We start from the raw sequence: 23,098 nt of genomic DNA on the forward strand, positions 1-23,098 counted from the left end.
ATGAATGTTATGTTTCGCGTTGTCATAGAAAGAATCCATGAAATTCTCAAAATCTCTGTACTTGGGCAGATTCCTGACCTGCTGGTTCCTGCTGTTTATCCTGGCGGCTTGCCAAAGCATGCCGTCAACGCCTGGTGTCCAGTGCGGTCCCTCTGCTGCGGACGCCGGGCAGATCGATCAGTTGCTGACGCTGATCGATCTGCGCCTGGCAGTTGCGCCGATGGTGGCCAAAGCGAAATGGAACTCCGGTGCCGCCATCAACGATCCGCCACGTGAGCAACTGATACTGGACGCTGTCACTGCTCAGGCTGAAGGCTTGGATGCGACTTTTGTACGACGTTTCTTCCAGGCCCAGTTCGACGCCAGTAAAGCCCTGCAGCTAGGTTTGCATGCGCAATGGCGTCGACAGGGCGCCGGCAGTTTCAGCGATGCTCCGGATCTGGGGCGAGATGTGCGGCCGGTGCTGGACCGGTTGACGCCGCAATTGATCGCTGTGCTAGGCAAGATTCAACCGTTGCTGGCCCAGCCTGGCATGCCGGCCTATATCGACATGCGCTCGCGGCTTTTGGTACGCGGCGATCTGGACGGTTTGCCGCGCCGGGTGGCGCTGCAGGGGTGGATGGGGAATTAGTCCTGTCATGGTCAAGGTTTGTTGTGCCTGGTGGCATAACGCATGTGCTGTTTGTAATTGGCGTGCGGCTTGCCAAAGGCTTCCAGCCCGCGCTGATAGCCGTATTGCCACTGCGCTTCGACATGCTCCACATAGGTTTCATAACGCGCCGGCATGAGCAGGCGCAAACGATTCTTCGGCCAGGACAGTTTCTGCTGCATGCCGCGTTTGTGGAATACGCTTTCCACATCCGAGGAATCTATCCAGATGTCGGCATGCTGGCGGTGGACATGGCGTAATCGCTGGTTGCCATCGACGCCCAGCACCGCGCGCCAGGCAGGGATAGCGGTTGCCTGGCTAAAAGGCGCCTTCAGCTCCATCACTACGCGTTGCGCCAATTTATTTGCCAGCTCGATAGGGAACAGATCGACCACGCCGCCGGTGTAGTACCTGGCCTGATGCGAATGGCAGCGAAAATAAAACATGTCCGAAATGGAAATCCGCACAGCATCGCCGATGGGCATATCAACGTCAGTCAGCAATTGCAGCGCGATCGCGTTGTCGCCCCACATCGGATCGCTCATGGGAGATCGCATGCCGTCAAGCAGCGCTGCTGTGCGCGGATTGCAAAATACGGTCTCGGCAAATAATTTACGGCCCGCCCGGCGTTGTCCGATCTCGTCTTTCGAAAACAATATCTTCCCGCCGATAATGGCGACCGCAACCGGATCTGCCGATTGCGGCTGGAGCTGCGGCAAGGGCAATTCTGCCGGGATGTCGAAAAAATAATCGCTGAACAGATCCGGAATCCTGGCGGCGCGCTTTACCGTAAGGCGGCGCTTGACCGCATGGATAAAGGAGCGGCCGATAGCGGCTTTAGGTGTCGATTGCAAGCCGCAGAGAAATTGATACATCGCTGGTGAGCTGATCCATGCCTTGCGCTGTGTATCGTCCGGCAATGCCTGGATCACCGCGGCGGCGATGGAACCGCCGCAACTGGCCAGAAGCAGGTCGGGCTTGTTATTGGTATCGACTGCCGCTGCATACATGCCCAGGTAATAGCCAAAACGAAAACCACCGCCCGCCATCACCATGCAACATCGATACTTCCCGGTCCGGGTTTCGGTTTGAGTTTCGGTTTGAATCATGGGCTGGAATGATCCACTAGCAATGCGCCCAGAACCTTCTGGTTTGCAGCTCGTCTCGTTCGCGCTGCATGCGGTCGCGGATATGCGGTGGCTGCCGGCGGTGGCCCATATAGTTAAGCCATTCAAGGCGCCGTCCAAGTGCCACGCAATCGACGCCGGCCTCGGTGGTGACGGTGGTGATGGCCGGTTCGATAACGGTGCCTGATGGCGCAGCCTGGGCTAGCTGCGGCGGCGGTTGGCGTAGCGTGCGTTCGATCGTCGCCTGGTCGACGCCGGGGATGATGGCGTTGTCGGTAATCTGCACAGGTTTGGCTTTGCTGCCTTGAGGGCAGCCCTTGTCGGTATAGACGATCTTGCCGTCGATGGTGCATTTGGCAATGACGCCGACGTTCTCAAGCAATGGCCGGCTGGCCCCGGTCGATGGCGCCGGTTGTGGCGGATCGCTCGCTGCCAATGTCGGCGTGACGGGCGTGGCGGACGTGGACGATGCGGGATTTGCCGCGAACGGCGCAGCGTTGGCGGTTTTTGCAGGACTGTCAGGATGCTGGCTGTTACCGCCATTGAGTGAATGGTCGATAGCATACAGAGCGCCGCTGGCCAGCGCGATGGCCAGGAAGAACGCGCCAAAAATCCGGATCGCAGCGGGCATAGGTTTATTCAAAGGGCAGTGTCATCAATCGGCCGCCACGGCTGGCTTGTCATAGACAAGGGACGCATGGCGGCTTCGGGGGTGCAGGTCAGGGCAGCAGCTGGCCGCGGATTTCGCCGCCGGGTTTGGCCTCGCTATGGACGTTGATATACAGGTTGCCGGCCATGTAGCTGGCATACTGGGCGTCGGTTAACTTGGTGCCGGCCGGTACCGACCACGTGTTGTCGTCCGTCTTGGTCAAAGGCACCAGGACCGGGCCGTTCTTGCCCGTCGCGGCTTCATGGATATGCGCCATTTTCCCCTGTATGCCAATGGTGGTGACACTGCCGCTAACCGATTTGTCGGCTGCAATCACGATAGTGCCGCTGCCGGTTGCAGCCGAGCCGGTCGGTGGTACTTCATGCCCTCCGTCCAGGGTCACCTTGCTGGTGTGGCCCGGATTCGTCGACATCATCGAACATGCTCCAAGCAGCAATGCCAGTGCAACAGAAGCGAACAACGATGGCCTTATGTTTTTTAACAGGGAAGTCATTTGTTTTCCTTTGTGCTGGTTATCGGGGTATTGGTGTATCGGGGGAAAGCAAACATTAGTGTAGTCCGGTTTCATCGTTGCGGAAATTTTTATGTATTTGCTTGACCTTGTAGTAGCTATAGGGTTTTTAATGGAAGCATGCAATCGCAATAAAGCGGTACATTATCTGCACGGCACACTCCAAGGACAAACATGAGCGCAGGCCATTCGCATGCCTTACCTGGCAGCCAGAACGAGAAATATATCTGGATTGCATTAGGACTTACCACGATCTTCCTGGTGGTCGAAGTTATCGGCGGCCTGATCACCGGCAGCCTGGCGCTGATCTCGGATGCGGCACACATGCTGACCGACACCATGGCCCTGGCAATCGCACTGGTGGCGATTCGTATCGCCAGGAAGGCGCCCGACGCCAAGCGCACCTATGGCTATCATCGTTTTGAAATCCTGGCAGCCGCGTTCAATGCCGTATTGCTGTTCATGGTGGCGATGTATATCTTGTACGAGGCTTACCAGCGCTTCCGCAGCCCTGCCGAAATCCAGTCGACAGGGATGTTGGTCATTGCCGTCTTCGGCCTGGTCGTTAACTTGATCAGCATGCGTCTGCTCAGTGGCGGCAAGGATGCCAGCCTGAACGTCAAGGGTGCGTATCTGGAAGTCTGGAGCGATATGCTGGGTTCGGTCGGCGTGATTATCGGTGCGTTGGTGATCCGTTATACCGGCTGGGAATGGGTCGATTCGGTGATTGCCGTATTGATCGGGTTCTGGGTGTTGCCGCGTACCTGGATATTGCTGAAAGAGAGCATCAATATTCTGCTGGAAGGTGTACCGGAAGGTATGGATATTGAACAGGTGCAAGCTGCGCTGCGGGCAGTGCCGGGAATCCTGAGTGTACATGACTTCCACCTGTGGGCGGTCACCAGCGGCAAGGCCAGCCTGACCGCGCATGTGGTGTACGACCCGGCTTATTCGACAGAGCAATTGCTGCCGACGCTGAAAGAGATCCTGGCGACGCAATTCGCGGTGTATCACACGACGCTGCAGTTTGAGATAAACCCTTGCGCCCATACGGAAGACGGATGTAACTACAGCGCACCAGAGGAACAGCACGTGCATGTCTGACACGGCATCGATCTAAACAACAGTCCGGATACCGCTCGGCTATCCGGCTCCCGGTACCGGCTCCCGATACGGCTCCCGATTCCTCAATTCCTCCCTTGTATCGATGCAATTCTTGAGTGTGATTGCAATTGCTGCCTCGTGAAATTCTAAAATATACAATTGATAATCATAATCATTCGCATTATTATTAATGTTTTAGAGAAATGACGCCTGCTTTAAACGCCATTCAAAACATAAAAACAATCAATCAACTCAGGGATAACAGATGACAACTCCTAGCGCTGCGATACGCCTATCCGCAGATCCGGTTCCACGTACATCACAAGTTCCGCCGTCATTACGGGTAATGAGCATGGCTGTGGCAATGGCATTGTCAGCAGCCGCGCCACAGCAGGCGCTGGCACAGCAGTTGGCAGCGGCCGGCAATGATGCGGCGTTACCGGAGGTAGTTGTCACAGCGGGCAGCGATCAGCAAACGCCGACTGAAAAGACCGGCAGCTACACCGTACGCAAGAGCAATGCCGCAACCAGGATGGACATGTCGTTGCGCGAAACGCCACAATCGGTATCAGTGGTCACGCGCGCCAAAATGGATGATTTCAAGCTCGATAATGTCGATCAGGTACTGGCCGGCACCACCGGCGTTACCGTCGAAAAAGTCGAAACCAATCGCACGTATTACACGGCGCGCGGCTTCGACATCACCAATTTCCAGTTCGACGGGGTCGGCATTCCTCTCACCTTCGGTTTGCAGAATGGCGACCTCGATACCGCCATGTACGACCGTGTCGAGGTGGTACGCGGCGCCAACGGCCTGACTTCCTCCACCGGCAATCCTTCGGCCACCGTGAACTTCGTGCGCAAACGCCCGACTTATGATTTCCAGGCATCCACCGGCATCAGCTACGGTTCCTGGAACACGCGCCGCATCGATGCTGATGTCTCCGGTGCGCTCAACGACGCCAAGACAGTAGCGGCGCGCGTAGTGGTGGCGCACGAAGACGGCGATTCCTACCTGGATCGCTACCAGCCCGCCAAGAACATATTCTATGGCGTGATCGAAGCCAACCTGAGCAACGACACGTTGCTGACCTTGGGCTACAGTTATCAAAAAAATGACGGCAAGGGTGCGATATGGGGCGCCTTGCCGCTGCATTACACCGATGGCTCGCCGACCCGTTATGGCGTCGGCGCCAGCACTTCGGCCAACTGGTCGTCCTGGAACTCGGAAGAACAGCGCGCCTTCGCAGAACTGAACCATCGTTTCGGCAACGACTGGCAATGGAAAACTACCCTCAGCCAGAACAAATTGAGTACTGACGGCAAGCTGTTCTATGTCTACGGCACGCCGGATCGTGTCACCGGCGCCGGTTTGTTCAGTTATCCGTCGCTCTACAGTTCAGACAACAAGCAAACCGTCATCGACAGCTATGTCAACGGCAAATATTCGCTGGGTGGACGTCGGCACGACCTGACCGTCGGCGCCAGCTGGTCGCGTTCGACGCTGGACGATATCTCGCATTACGGACGGGGAATCGGTACTCCGTTGACTGCAGCCGGTGCATTCGACGGTAGTTATCCAGAGCCGGGTTTCGATGCCTCGATCGACGGCAGTTCCTATACCGACAAGCGCAAGACCTTGTATGGCGCCACCCGTCTCAACCTGGCTGACAACCTCAAGCTGCTGCTCGGCGCCAACTATACCGACGCTAGCACCACCGGCATCGCCTACGGCGTCAGCCACCAGACCAGCGCCAGCTCCACCACGCCGTATGCCGGCCTGGTCTACGATTTGAACCGGAACATATCGGCCTACGTCAGCTATACCGAGATTTTTAATCCGCAGTACCAGACTGACATTACCGGCGCGACGCTCAAACCAGTCGAAGGCAAGAGCTACGAGCTGGGCTTGAAGACCGAGTTTTTCAATCGCAAGCTGAATGCATCGGCTGCCGTGTTCAGGGTGGAGCAAAGCAATTCGGCGGAGCAGGCTGGCTATATCGGCGCCAAGGCGTATTACCGCGGCATCGAAGCCCATCCGGAAGGACTGGAGCTGGAGCTGTCCGGCGAGCTGGCCACGGGTTTGCAGGGCAGCCTCGGCTACACCGTGATGACCATCAAGGACCAGGACGGCAATTCGGTCAGGAATTACGTCCCGAAACAAACTTTGCGGGCGGCAGCGAACTACCAGGTTCCGCAGCTGGAACAGCTGAAGATTGGCGCCAGCGTCAACTGGCAGGGCAATACCAGCCGCACTGACGTGCTGACAGGTACGCAGACGGTTACTACGGTGCAGCAAGGCTACGCATTGCTCAACCTGATGGCGCGTTACGACATCAGCAAGCAACTCAGCGTGATTGCCAATCTCAACAACGTCACCAACAAGAAATACATCTCCAGTCTCTACGCCTCGCAAGGCTATTACGGCGCGCCGATCAACGGCAGCGTTGCAATTAACTGGAAATACTGACACCGATCATGACGATACGTCCCTTCATGGTGATCCTGCACCGCTGGTTCGGGCTGGCGGCGGCGGTGTTCCTGTTCATCGCAGGCGCTACCGGCGCCGTCATTTCCTGGGATCACGAACTCGACGCCTGGCTCAATCCGCAACTGTTCCATGCCCGCAGCGCCGGCCAGCCAGAAGCGGGCAAGACGCTGCCGGGCCTGGAACTGGCGAACCGGGTGGAAGCGCAGGACCGGCGTATGCGGGTGACCTATGTGATGACGGCAAACGAGCCGGGACATACCAGCACCATGATGGTGGAAGGGCGTATCGATCCAGCCAGCGGGCAGCCTTACAATCTTGGCTTCAATCAAATCGCGGTGGACCCGGTCAGCGCTGAAATACAAGGCAAACGCATGTGGGGTGCCATCTCCCTTAGCCGCGAGAATCTGCTGCCATTTTTATACAAACTGCATTACACCATGCACCTGCCGGAGGTCGGCGGGATTGAACTTGGCACCTGGCTGATGGGCGTCATCGGCATCGTCTGGGCACTAGACTGTTTCATCGCCTTATGGCTGTCTTTTCCGAACTGGCGCAGCTGGCGCGGCTTGCGCAAATCGTTCGCGTTCCGCTGGCGCCAGGGCGGACATAAACTCAATTTCGACCTGCATCGCTCTGGCGGCGTCTGGCTTTGGATGCTGCTGCTGGTCCTGGCGGTAACCTCGGTGTCCATGAATCTATACAACCCGGTCATGCGGCCTGTCGTGCAAACCTTCTCGACGCTGACGCCGGACCCGTTTGATGGCCGCAAACCGATGCTCCCGGCGCTGGCCGCCAAGGTCGAACCCGGCGTCAGCCGAGAACAGGTGGCGCACCTAGCCAGCCAGGACGGGCAACGCCGCGGTTGGACGACACCGGTCGGCGGGGTATTCTATTCTTCCGCTTTCGGTTTGTACGGCGTCGGGTTTTTCGAAGCCGGCAATGACCATGGCGATGTCGGCCTGGGCAACAGCTGGCTGTATTACGACGCTGGCGACGGCCATGCCGCCGGCGCAAAAATTCCCGGCACGGGCAGCGCCGGCGATATCTTCATGCAAGCGCAGTTTCCTCTTCATTCAGGGCGCATTCTCGGCCTGACCGGACGCATCCTGATTTCCTTGATGGGCGTTGCCGTGGCGTTGCTGAGCGTTACCGGCGTGATCATCTGGGCCCGCAAGCGGCGCGCGCGCTTGCTGGCTGCGCGCCAGGCAAAGACCAGGAATTTGGCTGAAGCGAACGGCCCACGGCCAGCGATCGCCAAATAGCTTCCGGTCCAATCACCATGCAGGTCAGGGAAAGACTGCTTACTGCGCGATCTCGACCCGGTTCTTGCCACCGCGTTTGGCGCGATACAGCGCCTGATCGGCCAATTCCATCAGTTTTTCCTGGGAGCCGCCGCGCCGCGGCACCATGCTGGCGCCGCCGATGCTGACGGTGACCCTGGCGTCGTTGCTGGAAGAGGCGTGGGCGACGTTCAGCGCATGTACTGCCGCCTGCAGCTTGTCTGCCTGAACTTCCATATGTTCGCGTGACATGGATGGCAGCACCAATACAAACTCCTCGCCGCCTATGCGTGCCGCCAGATCGGTCGGGCGCCGTGCAAAATGACCGATACCTTCTGCCACTTGCTTGAGCGCGGTATCGCCGGCCAGGTGACCATAGGTGTCGTTATACAACTTGAAATCGTCGACATCGATCATCAGCAGCGATAATGAACTTTGCTCGCGTTCTGCACGCGTCCATTCGACGCTGAAATATTCGTCGAAATAACGGCGGTTGGCGAGACCTGTCAAACCATCCGAGTTGGTCAGGCGCTGCAGTTCCAGATTGGTTTCCAGCAGTTGCTGCTGGCTTTGCCGCAGTGCGCGATAGGCTTCGTCACGCTGTAACAGGTTCACATAAGAGCGTGAGTGATAGCGGATCCGCGCCACCAGCTCTATCGTATCGGGCAGCTTGACCAGGTAGTCGTTGGCGCCAGCGGTAAAAGCAGCGCTCTTGACCGCCGCATCTTCGCGGGTAGACAGCACGATAATAGGGACATTGCGGGTGGCTGGGTTGGCGCGGTACTGGCGCACCAGGGTCAAACCGTCGATGCCAGGCATCACCAGATCCTGCAAGATGACTGTGGGACGGGTTCTCTGGGCGGCTTCGATCGCCTCGTCGGGGTGGGCGCAGTAGTGGAAATCGATGTTGACCTGGTTCGCCAGTGCGCGCCTGACGGCTTCACCCACCATGGCCTGATCATCCACCAGCAGCACCATGACTGGATAATCGCCTGGCGTCTGATCGATGTCGAGATTTAATTCTTTAGGCATGACTCTCTCCGTATCTTTACTGATTGTGGCTATCTGTAGTTATCGCTTGTTGATGATGCTGACCAGCTTGCCGGCAATTTGATTAACCGGCAGGATGGCGTCGGCGGCGCTCAGCGAGGCTGCTGCTTTCGGCATGCCGTAAACCGCGCTCGATTCCTGATCCTGGGCGATGGTGTAATAGCCTTTGTCGCGCATGGCTTTCAACCCGATAGCGCCGTCTCGTCCCATGCCCGTCAGCAGGATGCCGACCGCTTTTCCTGCCCATAAGTCGACGACACTCTGGAAGAATACATCGATCGATGGCCGGTAAGGATAGCCGCTGGGCTGCTCGGTATATCCCAGCTGGAACGGCCCGGTCAGACGTAGGTGATCGTCGGTTCCGGCCAGCAGCACACTGCCTGGCGTCGGGCTGTCGGCCGCCTTGGCCAGCCGGACCGGTAATTTCGACTGGCCACCGAGCCAGTCCGCCATGCCGGAGGCAAATTGCGCGTCCACGTGTTGCACCACCACCAAAGCTGCCGGAAAATCCGCCGGCAGTTGCGATAGCAGGACTGCCAGCGCCGCCGGGCCGCCGGCAGACGCGCCGATGGCAATCAGGTACTTTGAATCTGGCGGAGGCAAAGCCGTTTCTTTACTATCGGTGGCAGTTGTGGCCATGCTGGTAGCGGCAGTCGATTTTTCGGCCGGCGCGTCATACTCAGGCGTTGATTTGCGCTGATTGAGCAGTTTTTCGATAGAGTCGATCTTGGACAGCAACGAGTTGACATCGTTGCGCGGATAGCCGCTCAAGGTGCTCGGGGTATCGATTGCATCGAGCGCGCCGTAGGCCATCGCGTCATATACCGCCGAAACATTGGCGCCGACATCGCCGGTGACGATCAGGATCGCACACGGCGTATGCGCCATGATATGGCGAGTGGCGCCGACGCCGTCGAGCACCGGCATGATCAAATCCATCAATATCAGGTCCGGCGTCTGCCATGCGCACAATTCGATGGCGCGCTTGCCGTCCTCTGCAATCCAGATGATTTCATGGCCAGGGCGTTGCAGCAGGGTGCGGCGTAGCGCTTCTACCGCAATCGGCGCATCGTTGACGATACCGATCTTCATGAATGAGCCTCTCCGATCAAGTCTGCTACCGCTTGCAACAAGGTCTCGTCGTGGAAACTGGCTTTAGCCAGGTAATAATCGGCGCCGGCTTCGAGCCCGCGCTGGCGGTCTTCCTGCCGGTCCTTGTAAGATACGATCATCACCGGAATCGCTCTCAACTGCAGGTTTTTCTTGATCAGAGTGACCAGTTCAATGCCATCCATGCGCGGCATGTCGATATCGGTCACCACCAGGTCGAATGGCTCGCTGCGCAATGCATTCCAGCCGTCCATGCCATCCACCGCAACCCGCACCGTATAACCGCGGCTAGTTAGCAGCTTGCGTTCCAGCTCGCGTACGGTAAGCGAATCGTCGACCACCAGCACCCGTTTGCTGGTCTGGGTCTGCTGTTGGCTGGCGCGGTTCTGAATTTTGTCGAGCTGGCCGTGTGCAATCAGTTTTTCGACTGAATTCAGCATGTCGGCAACGTCCAGTATCAATACCGGCGCGCCGTCTTCCATCAGCGCCGCTGCCGCCACATCCTTGATCTTGCCCAGGCGCGTATCCAGCGGTTGCACCACCAGCATATGCTCGCCCAGCAAGCGGTCGACTTGCAGACCATAGGTCTGTGCCTGATCGCCGATCACCACCAGTGCAATTCTGTCGTCAAGCCTGTCATCGGGTGCGGCATCGCCGCTCTGTAAAATCTGGCTGGCGGCGATCAGGCCGATCTGGCGCTCTTCAAACATAAAGTGCTGGCGGCCTTCCAGCGATTCGATCTGATCCTTCTCCAATAGCATTGTGCGGTTGACGTAAGCCAGAGGGAAGGCGTAGGCTTCACCGCCGATATTGACCAGCAAACTGCGCACCAGCGACAACGTCAACGGCAGTTGCAATTGAAAACGCATGCCTTGGCCCGCATCGCTGAAAATCTGGATCGTGCCGCGCATGCGCTTGAGCATGTTGTGGACCACGTCCAGGCCGACGCCGCGCCCGGAAATTTCGGTGACGATGTCGCGCATGCTGAAGCCTGGCAATAAGAGGAAATGCAGCAGTTCAGCATCGCTCAAGCGGCTTGCGGTTGCGCTGTCGACCAGGCCGCGCTGCACTACGGAAGTGCGCAATTGTTCCAGGTCCATGCCGTTACCGTCGTCGCTGATCGTGATTTGCAGCAGACCGGCATGGTGGCGCGCAGTCAAGGTAATCAGGCCCTCACCGCTCTTGCCGACGGCGCGTCGCTGCTGTGGCTGCTCGATGCCGTGGTCCAGCGCATTGCGCAACAGGTGCACCAGCGGTGCGTCGAGTTGTTCCAGGATGTCGCGATCGACCTGGGTGGTTTCGCCGTGGATTTCCAGCCTTACCTGCTTACCTAAAGTGCGTCCGAGATCGCGCACCATGCGATCGTAGCCCACCACCCGATCGGCAAACGGCCGCATGCGGCAAGCCAGCGCCTGATCGTACAAACGCTGGGCGCGGCTGCTGTTGCGGCGTTCGAACAGCTCTAATTCGGCCAAGCGTTCAGCCAGCATTTTCTGGTTGGCGTCGACATTCTGCCGGACGGCTTGCAATGCCTTGAATTGTGCGCCAGCGAGATTGTTCTCGCGCAGCGCGTCGTGCAAGATTTCCAGCGATTGCGCGGTGCTCTGCTGCAATCGTTTCAGACGCAGCAACGATTCGTTGAATGCCGGCAGCCAGCGCGATTCCACCAGCGATTCACCGGACAGGCTGACCAGCTGGTTCAAATGCGCGGCGGTGACACGTAACATGCGGTCGGACTGGTCCTTGTTGTTGCCCTGATTACCACCGTGCCGGATTTCGCCGGCGTCGCTAGCGTCAGCATCATCCAGCTCTGCTATTGCAGTGACGGTAGTTTCCGGTTCACGGAAATGATCGTCAGCTTGCCGCAAGCTGTTTTCCAGGCCTTGCAGGAAAGCCGCGATTTCCGTGCGACCGCTGCCTGCTTGCCATAATTCGACGTCTTCTGCGCTGATTGCTATCCGTTGCAGCAGATCGACGCCATGCAATAGCTGGTCGATGCGGCGTGGCCCGAGTTGCACTTTTCCCTGTTGCACAGCAACGAAGCAGTCTTCCATTACATGGGTGACATCGACCCCGGCCTGGATGCCGACAATCCGCGCCGCGCCCTTGATCGAATGGGCAGCCCGCATGCAGGCTTCCAATTGTTGCGGGGAAACCGAGCGTTCGATGGCCAGCAGGCCGCTGCTCATGAGCTGCGCCTGGGTTTCGACCTCCAGGCGAAACAGATCAAGCATGGAAGCGTCGCGTATGTCGTCGGCGTTCATGCCAGGCTCCGATCCAGCGTGTGAAACAACAGTCCCTGGTCCAGCAAACCTACGCTACGTCCGTTCCAGTGAATGACGGCATGGGTGAAATGGCCGACAGCGTGCGTCAGCGTGGTGGGCACCGCTTGCCAGGCTGAGGCGGCGACCCGCAGAGTACCGTGCACTTCATCTGCCGTGAAGGCGGTAGTCTGACCGTTGTGCCGAACTATCAGCAAGCGCCGCAACTGTTCATGGCGTTCGTTGCCCTCATTACGCTTTTCGCCGTTGCTGATGCCGATGCCGAGCATCGCCGCCAGCGAAACGCAAGTGACCAACGCACCGCGAATATTGGTAATGCCCAAGACGACGGCGTTTTGCCGGTGAGGCAGGCGATGTATGGCACGCTGTTCGGTAATTTCTTCCAGCAGCGCAGTCGGCAACGCCAGCCATTCTTCACCGATGCGAAACAGCAGCAAGGAGCGCAGGTCTGCGGCGCTTTGCGATTGTTTTTCGGCGTTTTCTCCGGCTGGTTCAGGCAGGTTGTCGCCAATGTCATCTATTTGCAAACGGTCCAGCAGTTCCGCTGCCGCGCGCGCATGAACCGGGCAGTTGCGGCAGTCTATATGCAGCGTCAGCTGCTCGCACGAAGCATCGCCGCGCACGCCGATACGGTTCCAGCAATCGTCGATCTGCGTCATGGCCGTGTCGGCTTGATAGTGAAGGGATGTACTCATGATAGTGGGCAGATCATACGACGAGGTTTGCCCAGCCGGGGCAACGCCTTTGTTTGAGGAGTGTCGAGGTTAAGCGCATGTCAGGGATCAGGACGGATTGTTTTCTGTCGAACGCCGTGCGCGTTGCTGCAATAATCTGGCGCCGGCGAAATCTCCTTGCACTTGCAGCAGTGCCGCCAGATGCGTCATGGCGGCAGCATGGGCGGGTTCCAGATACAGGGCTTTTCGATAACAGTCGGCGGCGGCTTGTTTGCGGTCGGCCGCGTCATGGATCATACCCATCAGATAGTAGGATGCGGCTGATGCATCATGACGCTGTATCAGTTGTTCGCACAGGCTGGCAGCTTCGCTCAGCTTGCCCTGATCCGCCAGTAGTTGCACCGCTGCCAGGTTTGCTTGCGGTAATAGCGCTGGCGCCGTATCTGCCGGCACTTTGATTTTTGCCTGCATTTCCTGGACAGTGCGCTCTGCGGCGAACCTCGACTTCGACCTCGGTCGCAGCAGTGACGCCGGTCTTGCAAATTCCTGTGCCGGCGCACCTTGCCGGAACGCAAAGGCCATTGGCGCCTTGATCTGTGTCACCGGATGTTGCATCATCAGGGCGCCTTCCGCCGGGCCAACAAACAGCATGCCCCCAGGCAGCAGCAGCCGGAGCAGGATGGTGACTGCCTGATGCTGGGTGGCGCGATCGAAATAGATCAGCAGATTGCGGCAAAAGATGATGTCGTAGGGGGCTTGCCCGGCCAGCAGATCGGCAGCAAACAGATTGCTTTGCATAAAACGCACTTGTTGCCGGACCGTTTTCGACAGCGCATAACCTTGCTCATTGAGCGCAAAATACTTATCTCGAAACGTCAAGAAGTCGCCGCGAAACGAATTCTTGCCGTACACGGCCTTGCGGGCGATATCGAGCGATTGCGAACTGATGTCGATGGCGTCGATACGGAAGTGCTGCGGCGGCAGGCCGGCGTCCAGCAGCGCCATCGCAATCGAATACGGTTCTTCACCGGTGGAGCAGGGCAGGCTAAGGATACGCAAGGGCTGGCCGGCGCTGGTTGGCCGCTGCAGCTGCCGCTGCGCCATTTCGATAAAGGCTTCGCGATTCCGAAAAAACCAGGTTTCCGGTACGATTACCGACTCGATCAATAGCAGCTGTTCCGGTTCCGAAATCTGTAACAACTGCCAATAAGCATCCAGATCATCGATGCCGCAACTATCGCGTCTTTCCTGTAACGCCCGCTCCAGCATGGGCCGGCCTATGGATTGGATGTCCAGGCCCATGGTGCGTTTCAGCAGGGTTTCAAATTTTTCCAGTGGCACTATTGCCCCCCGGCCGGAAACAGTTGCGCACGCACGTCGGGCGGCAGCAAGTCTTGTATCCGGATCGCTTGAATCAGGCCGCGCATATCGTCGGTAACCGGGCCTAGATAAGGCGCATTGCCATGATCGAGGCCGCTATCGCGAAATTCGGAGGGTTCACGGCGCATGATTTCGCTGGCTTTTTCCAGTACCAGTCCGAGCAGGCGCTCACCCGCACCGGGCACAGGGTAGTGCACCAGCACCATGCGCGTGCTCAGGCGGCGCAGAGCCGGGCGCCCTAGCGCCAGCTGGCTGAGATCGATCACCGGCACCGACTGGCCGCGATAGGTGAAGACGCCCGCTACCCAGGGTGCTGTCGCCGGCATTTGTTTCAGGTTGACCAGCGACAGCACTACTGCCACCTGACGGGTATCAAGCGCGTAATAGTCTTTGCCGATCTGGAACAATAAAAAAAGCATGGTCTTATCTGCGCAATTCCGCATCAGCCTCAGCTGAGCTTCAACTTGAAGCGTGAGACGCCGTTGCGCAAGCCGTTTGCAGTCAGCGTCAATTCGTCAATCGCCTGGCTTGACTGGCGCAGCGATTCCACACTTTGATGTGCGGCGTCGCTCAATTGCCCCAGCGCCTGGCTAATCTGTTCGGCGCCAATGGCTTGCGCCTGCACCCCTTCGTTGACCGACTGAAAACGCGGCGTCAACGCCTGCACCTGCTGGATGATCTGCGATAGCTGGACACCGACATTCTGCACATCGGCGATACCGCGCCGTACTTCTTCGGAAAATTTATCCATACCCATCACACCGGCCGATACGGCAGACTGAATCTCTTTCACCATCTGCTCGATGTCATAAGTAGCAACTGCAGTCTGGTCGGCCAGGCGGCGGATTTCGGTCGCCACCACGGAAAATCCGCGACCGTATTCGCCGGCCTTTTCGGCCTCGATGGCAGCGTTCAGCGATAGCAGGTTGGTTTGCCCGGCGACTTTGGTGATGGTCGTCACAACTTGATTGATGTTGCCGGCTTTCTCGTTGAGGATGGCCAGCTTGGCGTTGACCGAACCGGCCGCAGCCATCACGTGATGCATGGTGTCTTCCATCTGCGTCAGGCCGGCCTGGCCGGTGCCGACCAATCTGGCGGCTTCTTCGGCGCCAGACGAAACTTCATTCATGGTGCTCACCAGTTCGCGCGATGTGGAATAGATTTCACGGGAAGTGGCGCCGATTTCGGTGGTAGTGGCAGCTGTTTCGTTGGCTGTGGCTTGCTGCTGTTTGGCGGTGGCGGCAATCTCGACGACGGAGGTGGTGACTTGAATTGCCGATTTCTGCGCTTGCCCGACCAGGCCGGTCAACTCGTCCGACATGCGGTTCAGACCCGTTTCCAACGCTTGAAATTCATCCTGCCGCTGGAGGTTGAGACGTTGCGACAGATCGCCGGAACGAATCACTTCCAGGGCTGCGATCAGGTCAGCCATCGGGCGCGTGATAGCGCGCAGCAGGAAGAATCCGCAGATCAGCGCTGCCGCCAGGGCAATTACCAGCGCTACCAGCAAAGTGCTCTTGGCGACCAGCACCGCAGCTTCGATTTTATCTACCGAGCGGACTTCTGCTTGCTGGTTAAAGTCGCGCAATTGCGTGGCGGCTCTGCGTCCTTGCTGCCAGGCCGGTTCCAGTTGTTCAATCAGCACACTGCGAGCTTGCGCATTTTTTTGCAAATCATCCAGTTTCAATACCTCGGACATGAGCCGGTCGTACTGCGTGCGCGCAGCTTTGAAGGCGATGAAATTGGCTTTGTCCTCGCTTTCGAAAATGGTTTTTTCGTAGTCCGCGACCAGCTTATCCATTTTCTCCGAGTCGGCGTGCACTGCCGCCAGATCTTGTTTTCGTTGCTCCGGATTATCCAAGGCTACCACCTGCAACGCCAACAGATAACTTTGAAACCAGGTCGAGCGGATGCCGGTGCTCAACTCAAGACCGGGTATGGAGTCGGTCTGGAAACTGGTGGTTTCATGTTCGATAGCTGCCAGCTTCAGGTAGGTGATGCCAGCCATGAATCCCATCAACGCCAAAATGACGCCAAAACTGACCAGCATTCTTTGCCGAATAGTCCATTGCTTCACGTGTTATTTCTCCTGTCGTTAATCGCTGATCGCTGCGTTCTGTTCGACTCGCGGCTCGAGAACGCAATTCAATTATTGAATTGATAATTTGGCCGTCGTCGGCAATTTATCGACTAATCATCGATTAGTTTCTAAGCGGACACAATAAACCAGTCAGATCTAAAGCGCACGATTTTCAGCACGATTGCGCAAAATTTTGTTGGACCCCTTCAGCTAAGCAACGGCACTGCCGTTAATGCAAAGGAAAGCATGGCAGTGGGCTCGGCTGTTGGAAAGAAACAAAGAAACGGCTCATTACCGTGGTCAAGAGGTATACTTCGGACTATCGAAGATGCCCGTTTGCTGCGATGGCAAACGGGCAGTGCAGACGATGCATTGGTAATGCGTCATGATCTGCGTCCTGCCTACCCACACTGATCGAGACCAATCCATGAGTTTGAATTTCCCCACTGTCGGATTGCCTTCGGCTGAACGTCCTGCGGGCGCCCTATGACTATGCCAATGAGCGAACAGCCGATGATCCACTGGATCGAAGAAGATCAGCCGCGCTCGGCGCGCTGGCGCTCGGAAAACGGCAACCCCGCGCCTAAGCGGGTGGTGATTGCCGATGATCGGATGACTGCCGATACGGCTTATCGGCTGGCCTGCGAAGGCACCGGCATGCTATGGCGTGGCGATTTCCAGAATGCCCGGCAGTTGCTGCAGGCGCTGGCGCGCCGCGCTGAACCTAAGGCTGAAAAGCGTGGCAAGCCGCGCAAGCAGCCAACTTCACCGACCGATGCCTTCAATCTGCATCGTCAGGCGCAATCGCAACGCGCCCGCACCCTGGGCATGCTGTTGCTGCCGTTTGAGGCCGACTACAGCATCCCTCTGCGGCGCGCACCTGATGTTCATCTGGCTTGCAACGAAGCCTATGGCGCGCCGACCGAGCCGTTCGTGGCGTCGCTGCGCGAATTGCTGGGCCTGATCGGCGCGCACGAATGGCGCAAGAAGGGCGTTGAGATCGCCGCATTAGGTGAAGGTCAGCGCATTCATCCTCACTATGGCGTGTATTCGCCGGTTCGCGGCGAATATATCGAATTGGTGGCGGCGGCGCCGTTGCCATCGACCAAACTGGCCTTTGACATCGGCACCGGCACCGGCGTGCTGGCGGCACTATTGGCCAAGCGTGGCGTGCAGCGTGTCGTGGCTACCGATATGGACCCGCGCGCCCTGTCATGTGCCCGCGAGAATCTGCTGCGGCTGAATCTGGATAACAAGGTAACCCTGCAACAGGCCGACCTGTTTCCCGAAGGCCGGGCGCCGCTGGTGATCTGCAATCCACCCTGGATTCCAGCACGGCCCAGTTCACCCATCGAGCATGCGGTCTACGATCCCGAGAGCCGCATGTTGCGCGGTTTCCTGAGCGGCCTGGCGCAGCATCTGGAGCCTGGCGGCGAGGGTTGGCTGATCTTGTCTGATCTGGCTGAGCATTTGGGATTGCGTTCGCGCCCCGAGCTGTTGGCAGCGATTGATACGGCAGGCTTGCAAGTATTGGGGAAAACCGATATCCGGCCGCTGCATCCGAAAGTTTCCGACCAGACCGATCCGCTGCATGCGGCGCGTGCCGCTGAACTGACTTCCTTGTGGCGACTGGCGGTCCGTTGAGCAGGGTAGATTGATTAAAGTTGCATTTTCGTTGCTGATCGGAAAATATTTGTTGTAAATTCACCGGTTTCTCTTGATGAGACCGGTGATTTGTTGTGACGCATTGTTAAGGATTGCGAAATATATAAATTTGCTATTGCGGCAATTAATCTCCAAATCCAGGCTATCTCTCCTCCAAAACAGCTTATAGTCTCCATATCAGATCCGCGCATGCCAAGCCGGCATTCGTGGATTGGCAATTCCACTTTGATATGGAGAGCGCATGGCGTCTGTACACTTACAAAGCACTAGCGGCTTTGCCCAGCAAATTCAAGCCAGGTCGCACCAGTTGCGTGCCGACGAACCGCTCAGCAATGGCGGCACCGATAGCGGCCCCGCGCCATACGAATTACTGTTGGCCGGATTGGCCGCCTGTACTTCTCTGACTTTACGCATGTATGCCGATCGCAAGCAATGGGATCTCGGCCTGATCGATGTGCGGTTGTGTTTTTCGCGCGATGAGCAGGGACGGGAAAAGATAGACCGCACAGTCGCTTTGGGTGCGCAACTTAGCCCGGAACAGATAACCAGGCTGGCCGAGATTTGTGAAAAGACACCCGTCACCAAAACCATCAGGCAGGGTACGGAAATTGTGACTACCTTGAGCCAGGCGAAGCTTGAAGGTTAAGCTTGATTCATACAGCTAATATACGTAACTGAGATACGCAATTGAATTGGGTTTATGCAATTGAGCCAGGCAGTTGAACAACGCAATTGAACAATGCAATTGAGTAATTCAAAGGAGAAGCGCATGACCAAGATAGTCGGTGTAGCTGGCAGCCTGCGCAGCGGTTCCCTGAATGCCGCATTGTTACGCGCGGCGGCTGATCTGATGCCGGCAGGGTCGACGCTGGAGATCGGCACGATCAAAGGGATTCCCTTATACGACGGCGACCTTGAGCAGGCAGAAGGGATTCCAGCGGCCGTGACCTTGTTGAAGGAGCAGATAGCGGTCGCCGATGCTTTGCTGTTGGTGACGCCGGAATATAATAATTCCATGCCGGGCGTGTTCAAGAATGCGCTCGACTGGCTATCGCGGCCGCCGGCCGACAGCGCTCGCATCTTTCGCGGTCGCCGGGTGGCGGTAATCGGTGCTTCACCGGGCGGTTTCGGCACGATCCTGTCGCAAAATGCCTGGTTGCCGGTGTTGCGCACCCTGGGTATGCAACCGTGGTTTGGCGGGCGCTTGATGGTGTCGCGCGCGGGTAAGGTATTTAATGAAAACGGGGAGTTGGTTGACGAGCAGGTGCGCGAGCAACTCAAGGAATTCAACCGGAATTTTGTCGAGTTTTTAAAAAACTGAAATGAAATTCAAAGACTATTACAGCGCTTTGGGCGTCGAGCGCAGCGCCAGTGCCTCCGAGATCAAGCAAGCCTATCGCAAACTGGCGCATAAATACCATCCGGATATCTCCAAGGACCCCGCCGGAGAAGAGAAATTCAAAGACATTGCGGAAGCTTACTCGACGTTGAAAGACAGCGAAAAACGCGCTGCTTACGACCAGCTGGGTAGCCATCATGAAGGTGAAAATGTTGAGCCGCCGCAGTCCTGGCAACAAGGATTCGCCGCCGGCGGCGCGACGTTCGGCGATGTCGACATGGCCGATATCCTGGCCGCGTTTGCGGCTTCGCGCCATGGTGGCGGAGCGGGCGCCAGAATGCGTCCGGCCAGAGGTGAAGACTACGAAGTCAACGCACCCATCACCTTGGAGCAGATTTATGAAGGCGGCGAAACCGATGTCCGCCTGAGCATGCCCGAGTACGATGAGCACGGCACCCTGCACCGGGTGCCGCGCACCTATCGGGTGAAGATACCGAAGGGCGCGGAAGACGGACAAAGACTGCGCTTGTCGGGCAAAGGCGGGCAAGGGCAGGATGGCGGAAAACACGGCGATTTGTATGTCGTGATGAAAGTCATTCCGCATCCGCTGTATCGGGTAAGCGGGAAAGACCTGTATATCGATCTGCCTTTGGCGCCGTGGGAAGCCGTGCTGGGGGCTGCTGTGCTGGTGCCCACTTTGGGCGGCAAGGTCGAGCTGAGCGTTCCCGCAGGTACTGCCGCCAACCGTCAGTTCCGTCTGGCCAAGCGCGGTTTGCCGTCCGCCAGTGGCGAGCACGGTAATTTATATGCGGTAGTAAGGATAGAAGTGCCGCCGGTGGCAACTGCGCGCGAGCGCGAGCTATTTGAGCAACTGGCCGCTGAATCGACATTCAATCCGCGGCAGCATCTTATTTAGGAGGGCGACAATGACTGCTCTGTTAGTAGAAGCCGTTTGGTTAAACGATATTGCGTTGTGTTCGCTGGATGAGCTGGCTGAATTTTCCGGACTCAGCCATGACGAGCTGGCGGATCTGGTGGAGATTGGCGCCATCGAGCCGGATCGCAGCGCCGCGCCGGCCCATGTGTTTCGGGCGCAAACCATCGTGCTCGCCAGGACCGCGCGTCGTTTGCGCGACGATTTCGAGCTCGATATACACGGCGTGGCCATGGCGCTCAATCTGTTGCAAAAAATACATGCGCTAGAGACCCGGCTGGCTGCCCTGGATGCTAAATTGCCACACTTGGGTTAATAGCTGAGTTAGTAACTAAGCTGGCAACTGAGTCAGCACTTCAGGATTGACGACATTGCGCTTAGCGTTGCCACGCAAGGCATCCAGCAAATTTTGCGCTGCGCAGACCGCCATCCCATGCCTGGTCTCATGGGTGGCGGAACCGATATGAGGCAATGCCACAACATTCGGCATCTTCAGCAAACGCGAATCCGGCGACACAGGCTCGCGCTCGAACACATCCAGCCCGGCGCCGCGCAGGCGGCCGTTTTCCAATGCTGAAATCAGCGCAGTTTCATCGATGATATTACCGCGGGAAATATTGATCAGGATGGCGCTGGAACGCATCTGCGCCAATTCTTGCGCGCCTATCATGCCATGGGTTTCCGGCGTCAGGGGAACCGTGATGCAAAGGAAATCGGCGCTCTGCAGTAAAGTGGCGAGCGAGCAGAAACGGGCGCCATAGGCTTTTTCAGCTGCCGGATCAGGGCGGCGATTATTGTACAAAACCGGCATGCCGAATCCTAACGATGCGCGTCGCGCTATGGCGCCGCCGATCCGTCCCATGCCGACGATGCCCAAGGTTTTTCCTTGTACGTCGGTACCAAAACAGTCTTCACCGATGCTGTGCGTCCAGCGGCCTTGCCGGACGTAATCCGCCATTTCCACCACCCGCCGCGCGGTGGCCAGGATCAGCGCGAAACCGGTGTCGGCCGTGGTTTCCGTCAGTACGTCAGGTGTGTTGAGCAGCACAATCCCGCGCTTGCTCAGATCGACCAGGTCGAATTGATCGATGCCGACGGAAATGGTGGAAATCGCCTTAAGCCCGGGGGCGTGATCGAGAATCGTAGCATCGACTTTGACGCTGGCGCCGATCAGGCCCACGGCGTCTTTCAGTTCCGCCACGAAGGCTGCGCGATTGCCGGCATTGACGTCGTCAAATTGCACAACCTGATGCGACTGTTGGAGCATCGCCAGGACATCGTCAGCGACTTTTTTATACAGTACTATTTTTTCTTGCATAAGAATTCCTTCAGAATGGATGTCAACTTACCGGTGAGCCAGGGCGATGTCGGGAACTGCTGCTTCCGGCTTGACTGAAATCGTCAATGCAACAGCGGCCAATAAGCCCCCCGCCATGAACAGATAGGATGCAAACGGGCTGCCGGTTGCGCCATTCAGATAGCCAACCACATAAGAGCCGAGGAAAGAACCGAGTGCCCCCATGCTATTGATCAAGGCCATCGCGCCGCCGGCGACATTCTTAGGCAACAACTCGGGAATGATGGCAAAGAAAGGACCGTAGGGCGCATACATTGCGGCGCCAGCAATCACCAGCAGGGTGTAGGACAGCCAAAAATTGCTGCTGCCGAGTAAATAGGAACCGAGGAAAGCCAGGGCGCCAATCAGCAATGCCGGCCAGACGAATAATTTACGGTTTTGCATTTTGTCGGAAGCCCATGAAGTCAGCAGCATGGCAATCACGGCGACAAGATAGGGTAAAGCCGACAGCCAGCCGGTTTGCACCATGTTGATATGCCCGGCATTTTTCAAGATGGAAGGTAACCACAGCACAAAACCGTACACACCGATGCTCCAGCAAAAATACTGGGCGCACAGTTTGACCACGGCCGGCGACTTGAAGGCTTCGGCATGATTACGCATCGGCTTCATGCCAACCTGCTCCAGATCGAGCACCGCTTTGAGATCGGCCTTTTCTTGCGGTTTCAGCCAGGTCGATTCCGCCGGTTTGTCCTGGACCACGAACCACCAGATACACGCCCACACTATCGCCGGCAATCCTTCGGCAATCATCATGTTGCGCCAGCCGAAACTGTTAACCAGATAGCCCGACAGCACGGACATCCACAACACGGTGACCGGATTACCTAAAATCAAAAACGTGTTGGCGCGGGAACGTTCGGTTTTGGTGAACCAGTTGCTGATGTAGATCAGCATTGCCGGCATCACCGCGGCTTCCACCACTCCGAGCGAGAAGCGAATCACCATCAGCATCGGGATATTGCTGACCATACCGGTCAGTGCGGCGCAAGCACCCCACAGCACCAGGCTCCAGAAAATCAATTTTTTGACGCTGCGGCGTTCGGCGTAGATGGCGCCGGGAATCTGAAAGAAGAAATAGCCGAGAAAGAAAAGGGCGCCGATCAATGAAGAGGTGCCTTGGGTAATACCCAGGTCATGATTGATGCCGGCCGCACTGGCAAAGCCGAAGTTGGCGCGGTCGAGATAGGCCAGGCTGTAGGTAATAAAAACGATCGGCATGATGAACCACCAGCGCCGGACTGCTAATTTTTTTGTTTCCATGTTGTGTCTCCTTAGATTTTTTCGCATTTTCAGGTTTGTACCTGTATTGTTTTTAGCGACTTTGCTTGTTTGACTGCTTTTTGCTTAATTGCTATCTGCTTAATTGCGACTTATTTGCGACTTATTTGCGAC

General features: G+C 57.3%; 21 protein-coding genes. 9 read left to right on the forward strand and 12 right to left on the reverse strand.

Features of this window, described 5'->3' with window-relative positions; all coding sequences use genetic code 11:
• Positions 1-37 precede the first annotated feature (37 nt).
• Complete coding sequence (aroQ, locus tag KHU29_RS02270) at positions 38-631, forward strand: gamma subclass chorismate mutase AroQ (RefSeq protein ID WP_211451048.1); 594 nt, start codon at positions 38-40, stop codon at positions 629-631.
• An 11-nt stretch (positions 632-642) separates the two neighbouring features.
• On the opposite strand, the gene KHU29_RS02275 is transcribed toward aroQ, so the two are convergent.
• The 3 genes from KHU29_RS02275 to KHU29_RS02285 all read right to left on the reverse strand — a co-directional run bounded on the left by KHU29_RS02275 (position 643) and on the right by KHU29_RS02285 (position 2,939).
• A complete protein-coding gene (locus tag KHU29_RS02275) occupies positions 643-1,758 on the reverse strand; it encodes a patatin-like phospholipase family protein (RefSeq protein ID WP_211451049.1) in 1,116 nt (371 codons plus the stop codon).
• A gap of 16 nt (positions 1,759-1,774) precedes the next feature.
• The gene (locus KHU29_RS02280) at positions 1,775-2,407 is read right to left on the reverse strand and encodes a hypothetical protein (RefSeq protein ID WP_211451050.1); all 633 of its coding nucleotides are present in this window, start codon (positions 2,405-2,407) and stop codon (positions 1,775-1,777) included.
• Between the two features lie 88 nt (positions 2,408-2,495).
• Entirely contained in the window at positions 2,496-2,939 is a 444-nt protein-coding gene (locus KHU29_RS02285; protein ID WP_211451051.1) for a CHRD domain-containing protein, read from the reverse strand.
• Between the two features lie 192 nt (positions 2,940-3,131).
• Here KHU29_RS02285 and KHU29_RS02290 point away from each other — a divergent pair, with 192 nt between their 5' ends.
• From KHU29_RS02290 to KHU29_RS02300, 3 genes are all read left to right on the forward strand, one after another.
• Positions 3,132-4,061 (forward strand): cation diffusion facilitator family transporter, encoded by a 930-nt coding sequence (locus KHU29_RS02290; protein WP_211451052.1) that lies wholly within the window; start codon positions 3,132-3,134, stop codon positions 4,059-4,061.
• 364 nt (positions 4,062-4,425) lie between these two features.
• Complete coding sequence (locus tag KHU29_RS02295; protein ID WP_246541352.1) at positions 4,426-6,531, forward strand: TonB-dependent siderophore receptor; 2,106 nt, start codon at positions 4,426-4,428, stop codon at positions 6,529-6,531.
• Positions 6,532-6,539: 8 nt separating this feature from the next.
• Positions 6,540-7,814 carry a PepSY-associated TM helix domain-containing protein gene (locus tag KHU29_RS02300; protein WP_246541354.1) on the forward strand — a complete coding sequence of 425 codons (1,275 nt, stop codon included), beginning with the start codon at positions 6,540-6,542 and terminating at the stop codon, positions 7,812-7,814.
• Between the two features lie 39 nt (positions 7,815-7,853).
• Here KHU29_RS02300 and KHU29_RS02305 read toward each other — a convergent pair whose 3' ends face one another.
• The 7 genes from KHU29_RS02305 to KHU29_RS02335 all read right to left on the reverse strand — a co-directional run bounded on the left by KHU29_RS02305 (position 7,854) and on the right by KHU29_RS02335 (position 16,405).
• Positions 7,854-8,864, reverse strand: a complete 1,011-nt coding sequence (locus KHU29_RS02305; RefSeq protein ID WP_211451054.1) for a GGDEF domain-containing response regulator — start codon at positions 8,862-8,864, stop codon at positions 7,854-7,856.
• A 39-nt stretch (positions 8,865-8,903) separates the two neighbouring features.
• The gene (gene cheB / locus KHU29_RS02310; RefSeq protein WP_211451055.1) at positions 8,904-9,974 is read right to left on the reverse strand and encodes a chemotaxis response regulator protein-glutamate methylesterase; all 1,071 of its coding nucleotides are present in this window, start codon (positions 9,972-9,974) and stop codon (positions 8,904-8,906) included.
• Complete coding sequence (locus KHU29_RS02315) at positions 9,971-12,256, reverse strand: hybrid sensor histidine kinase/response regulator (protein WP_211451056.1); 2,286 nt, start codon at positions 12,254-12,256, stop codon at positions 9,971-9,973. The genes cheB and KHU29_RS02315 overlap by 4 nt, the downstream gene beginning before the upstream one ends.
• Positions 12,253-12,969: a chemotaxis protein CheW gene (locus KHU29_RS02320; protein ID WP_246541356.1), complete on the reverse strand. Its 717-nt coding sequence runs from the start codon at positions 12,967-12,969 to the stop codon at positions 12,253-12,255. The genes KHU29_RS02315 and KHU29_RS02320 overlap by 4 nt, the downstream gene beginning before the upstream one ends.
• A gap of 87 nt (positions 12,970-13,056) precedes the next feature.
• The gene (locus tag KHU29_RS02325; RefSeq protein WP_211451057.1) at positions 13,057-14,289 is read right to left on the reverse strand and encodes a CheR family methyltransferase; all 1,233 of its coding nucleotides are present in this window, start codon (positions 14,287-14,289) and stop codon (positions 13,057-13,059) included.
• The gene (locus tag KHU29_RS02330; protein ID WP_211451058.1) at positions 14,289-14,747 is read right to left on the reverse strand and encodes a chemotaxis protein CheW; all 459 of its coding nucleotides are present in this window, start codon (positions 14,745-14,747) and stop codon (positions 14,289-14,291) included. Before KHU29_RS02330 ends, KHU29_RS02325 begins: the two co-directional genes overlap by 1 nt.
• A gap of 29 nt (positions 14,748-14,776) precedes the next feature.
• On the reverse strand, positions 14,777-16,405 hold the full coding sequence (locus KHU29_RS02335; RefSeq protein WP_211451059.1) for a methyl-accepting chemotaxis protein: 1,629 nt from the start codon (positions 16,403-16,405) through the stop codon (positions 14,777-14,779).
• Positions 16,406-16,900: 495 nt separating this feature from the next.
• On the opposite strand from KHU29_RS02335, the gene KHU29_RS02340 reads away from it, so the two are divergent.
• The 5 genes from KHU29_RS02340 to KHU29_RS02360 all read left to right on the forward strand — a co-directional run bounded on the left by KHU29_RS02340 (position 16,901) and on the right by KHU29_RS02360 (position 20,662).
• Entirely contained in the window at positions 16,901-18,052 is a 1,152-nt protein-coding gene (locus KHU29_RS02340; RefSeq protein WP_425514441.1) for a methyltransferase, read from the forward strand.
• A gap of 262 nt (positions 18,053-18,314) precedes the next feature.
• Positions 18,315-18,719: an OsmC family protein gene (locus tag KHU29_RS02345; protein WP_211451060.1), complete on the forward strand. Its 405-nt coding sequence runs from the start codon at positions 18,315-18,317 to the stop codon at positions 18,717-18,719.
• Between the two features lie 123 nt (positions 18,720-18,842).
• Positions 18,843-19,394, forward strand: coding sequence for an NADPH-dependent FMN reductase (locus KHU29_RS02350; protein ID WP_211451061.1), 552 nt, complete (start codon positions 18,843-18,845; stop codon positions 19,392-19,394).
• A 1-nt stretch (position 19,395) separates the two neighbouring features.
• Positions 19,396-20,328 (forward strand): DnaJ C-terminal domain-containing protein, encoded by a 933-nt coding sequence (locus tag KHU29_RS02355; protein WP_211451062.1) that lies wholly within the window; start codon positions 19,396-19,398, stop codon positions 20,326-20,328.
• 10 nt (positions 20,329-20,338) lie between these two features.
• Positions 20,339-20,662, forward strand: a complete 324-nt coding sequence (locus KHU29_RS02360; RefSeq protein ID WP_211451063.1) for a chaperone modulator CbpM — start codon at positions 20,339-20,341, stop codon at positions 20,660-20,662.
• Positions 20,663-20,677: 15 nt separating this feature from the next.
• Here the strand turns inward: KHU29_RS02360 and KHU29_RS02365 are convergent, their stop codons facing one another.
• Positions 20,678-21,664, reverse strand: a complete 987-nt coding sequence (locus KHU29_RS02365; RefSeq protein ID WP_211451064.1) for an NAD(P)-dependent oxidoreductase — start codon at positions 21,662-21,664, stop codon at positions 20,678-20,680.
• A 27-nt stretch (positions 21,665-21,691) separates the two neighbouring features.
• Positions 21,692-22,966, reverse strand: a complete 1,275-nt coding sequence (locus tag KHU29_RS02370) for an MFS transporter (RefSeq protein WP_211451065.1) — start codon at positions 22,964-22,966, stop codon at positions 21,692-21,694.
• Between the last annotated feature and the right edge of the window lie 132 nt (positions 22,967-23,098).

This window comes from Collimonas antrihumi (assembly GCF_018304965.1).
Taxonomy (GTDB): domain Bacteria; phylum Pseudomonadota; class Gammaproteobacteria; order Burkholderiales; family Burkholderiaceae_D; genus Collimonas; species Collimonas antrihumi.

Coding starts and splice junctions, on each gene's coding strand:
- KHU29_RS02340 (WP_425514441.1), top strand. CDS start 16,901: ATGCCAATGAGCGAACAGCCGATGATCCACTGGATCGAAGAAGATCAG.
- KHU29_RS02290 (WP_211451052.1), top strand. CDS start 3,132: ATGAGCGCAGGCCATTCGCATGCCTTACCTGGCAGCCAGAACGAGAAA.
- KHU29_RS02365 (WP_211451064.1), bottom strand. CDS start 21,664: ATGCAAGAAAAAATAGTACTGTATAAAAAAGTCGCTGACGATGTCCTG.
- KHU29_RS02305 (WP_211451054.1), bottom strand. CDS start 8,864: ATGCCTAAAGAATTAAATCTCGACATCGATCAGACGCCAGGCGATTAT.
- KHU29_RS02360 (WP_211451063.1), top strand. CDS start 20,339: ATGACTGCTCTGTTAGTAGAAGCCGTTTGGTTAAACGATATTGCGTTG.
- KHU29_RS02355 (WP_211451062.1), top strand. CDS start 19,396: ATGAAATTCAAAGACTATTACAGCGCTTTGGGCGTCGAGCGCAGCGCC.
- KHU29_RS02320 (WP_246541356.1), bottom strand. CDS start 12,969: ATGAGTACATCCCTTCACTATCAAGCCGACACGGCCATGACGCAGATC.
- KHU29_RS02280 (WP_211451050.1), bottom strand. CDS start 2,407: ATGCCCGCTGCGATCCGGATTTTTGGCGCGTTCTTCCTGGCCATCGCG.
- KHU29_RS02370 (WP_211451065.1), bottom strand. CDS start 22,966: ATGGAAACAAAAAAATTAGCAGTCCGGCGCTGGTGGTTCATCATGCCG.
- KHU29_RS02345 (WP_211451060.1), top strand. CDS start 18,315: ATGGCGTCTGTACACTTACAAAGCACTAGCGGCTTTGCCCAGCAAATT.
- KHU29_RS02275 (WP_211451049.1), bottom strand. CDS start 1,758: ATGATTCAAACCGAAACTCAAACCGAAACCCGGACCGGGAAGTATCGA.
- KHU29_RS02350 (WP_211451061.1), top strand. CDS start 18,843: ATGACCAAGATAGTCGGTGTAGCTGGCAGCCTGCGCAGCGGTTCCCTG.
- aroQ (WP_211451048.1), top strand. CDS start 38: ATGAAATTCTCAAAATCTCTGTACTTGGGCAGATTCCTGACCTGCTGG.
- KHU29_RS02295 (WP_246541352.1), top strand. CDS start 4,426: ATGGCATTGTCAGCAGCCGCGCCACAGCAGGCGCTGGCACAGCAGTTG.
- KHU29_RS02330 (WP_211451058.1), bottom strand. CDS start 14,747: ATGCTTTTTTTATTGTTCCAGATCGGCAAAGACTATTACGCGCTTGAT.
- KHU29_RS02300 (WP_246541354.1), top strand. CDS start 6,540: ATGACGATACGTCCCTTCATGGTGATCCTGCACCGCTGGTTCGGGCTG.
- KHU29_RS02285 (WP_211451051.1), bottom strand. CDS start 2,939: ATGACTTCCCTGTTAAAAAACATAAGGCCATCGTTGTTCGCTTCTGTT.
- cheB (WP_211451055.1), bottom strand. CDS start 9,974: ATGAAGATCGGTATCGTCAACGATGCGCCGATTGCGGTAGAAGCGCTA.
- KHU29_RS02315 (WP_211451056.1), bottom strand. CDS start 12,256: ATGAACGCCGACGACATACGCGACGCTTCCATGCTTGATCTGTTTCGC.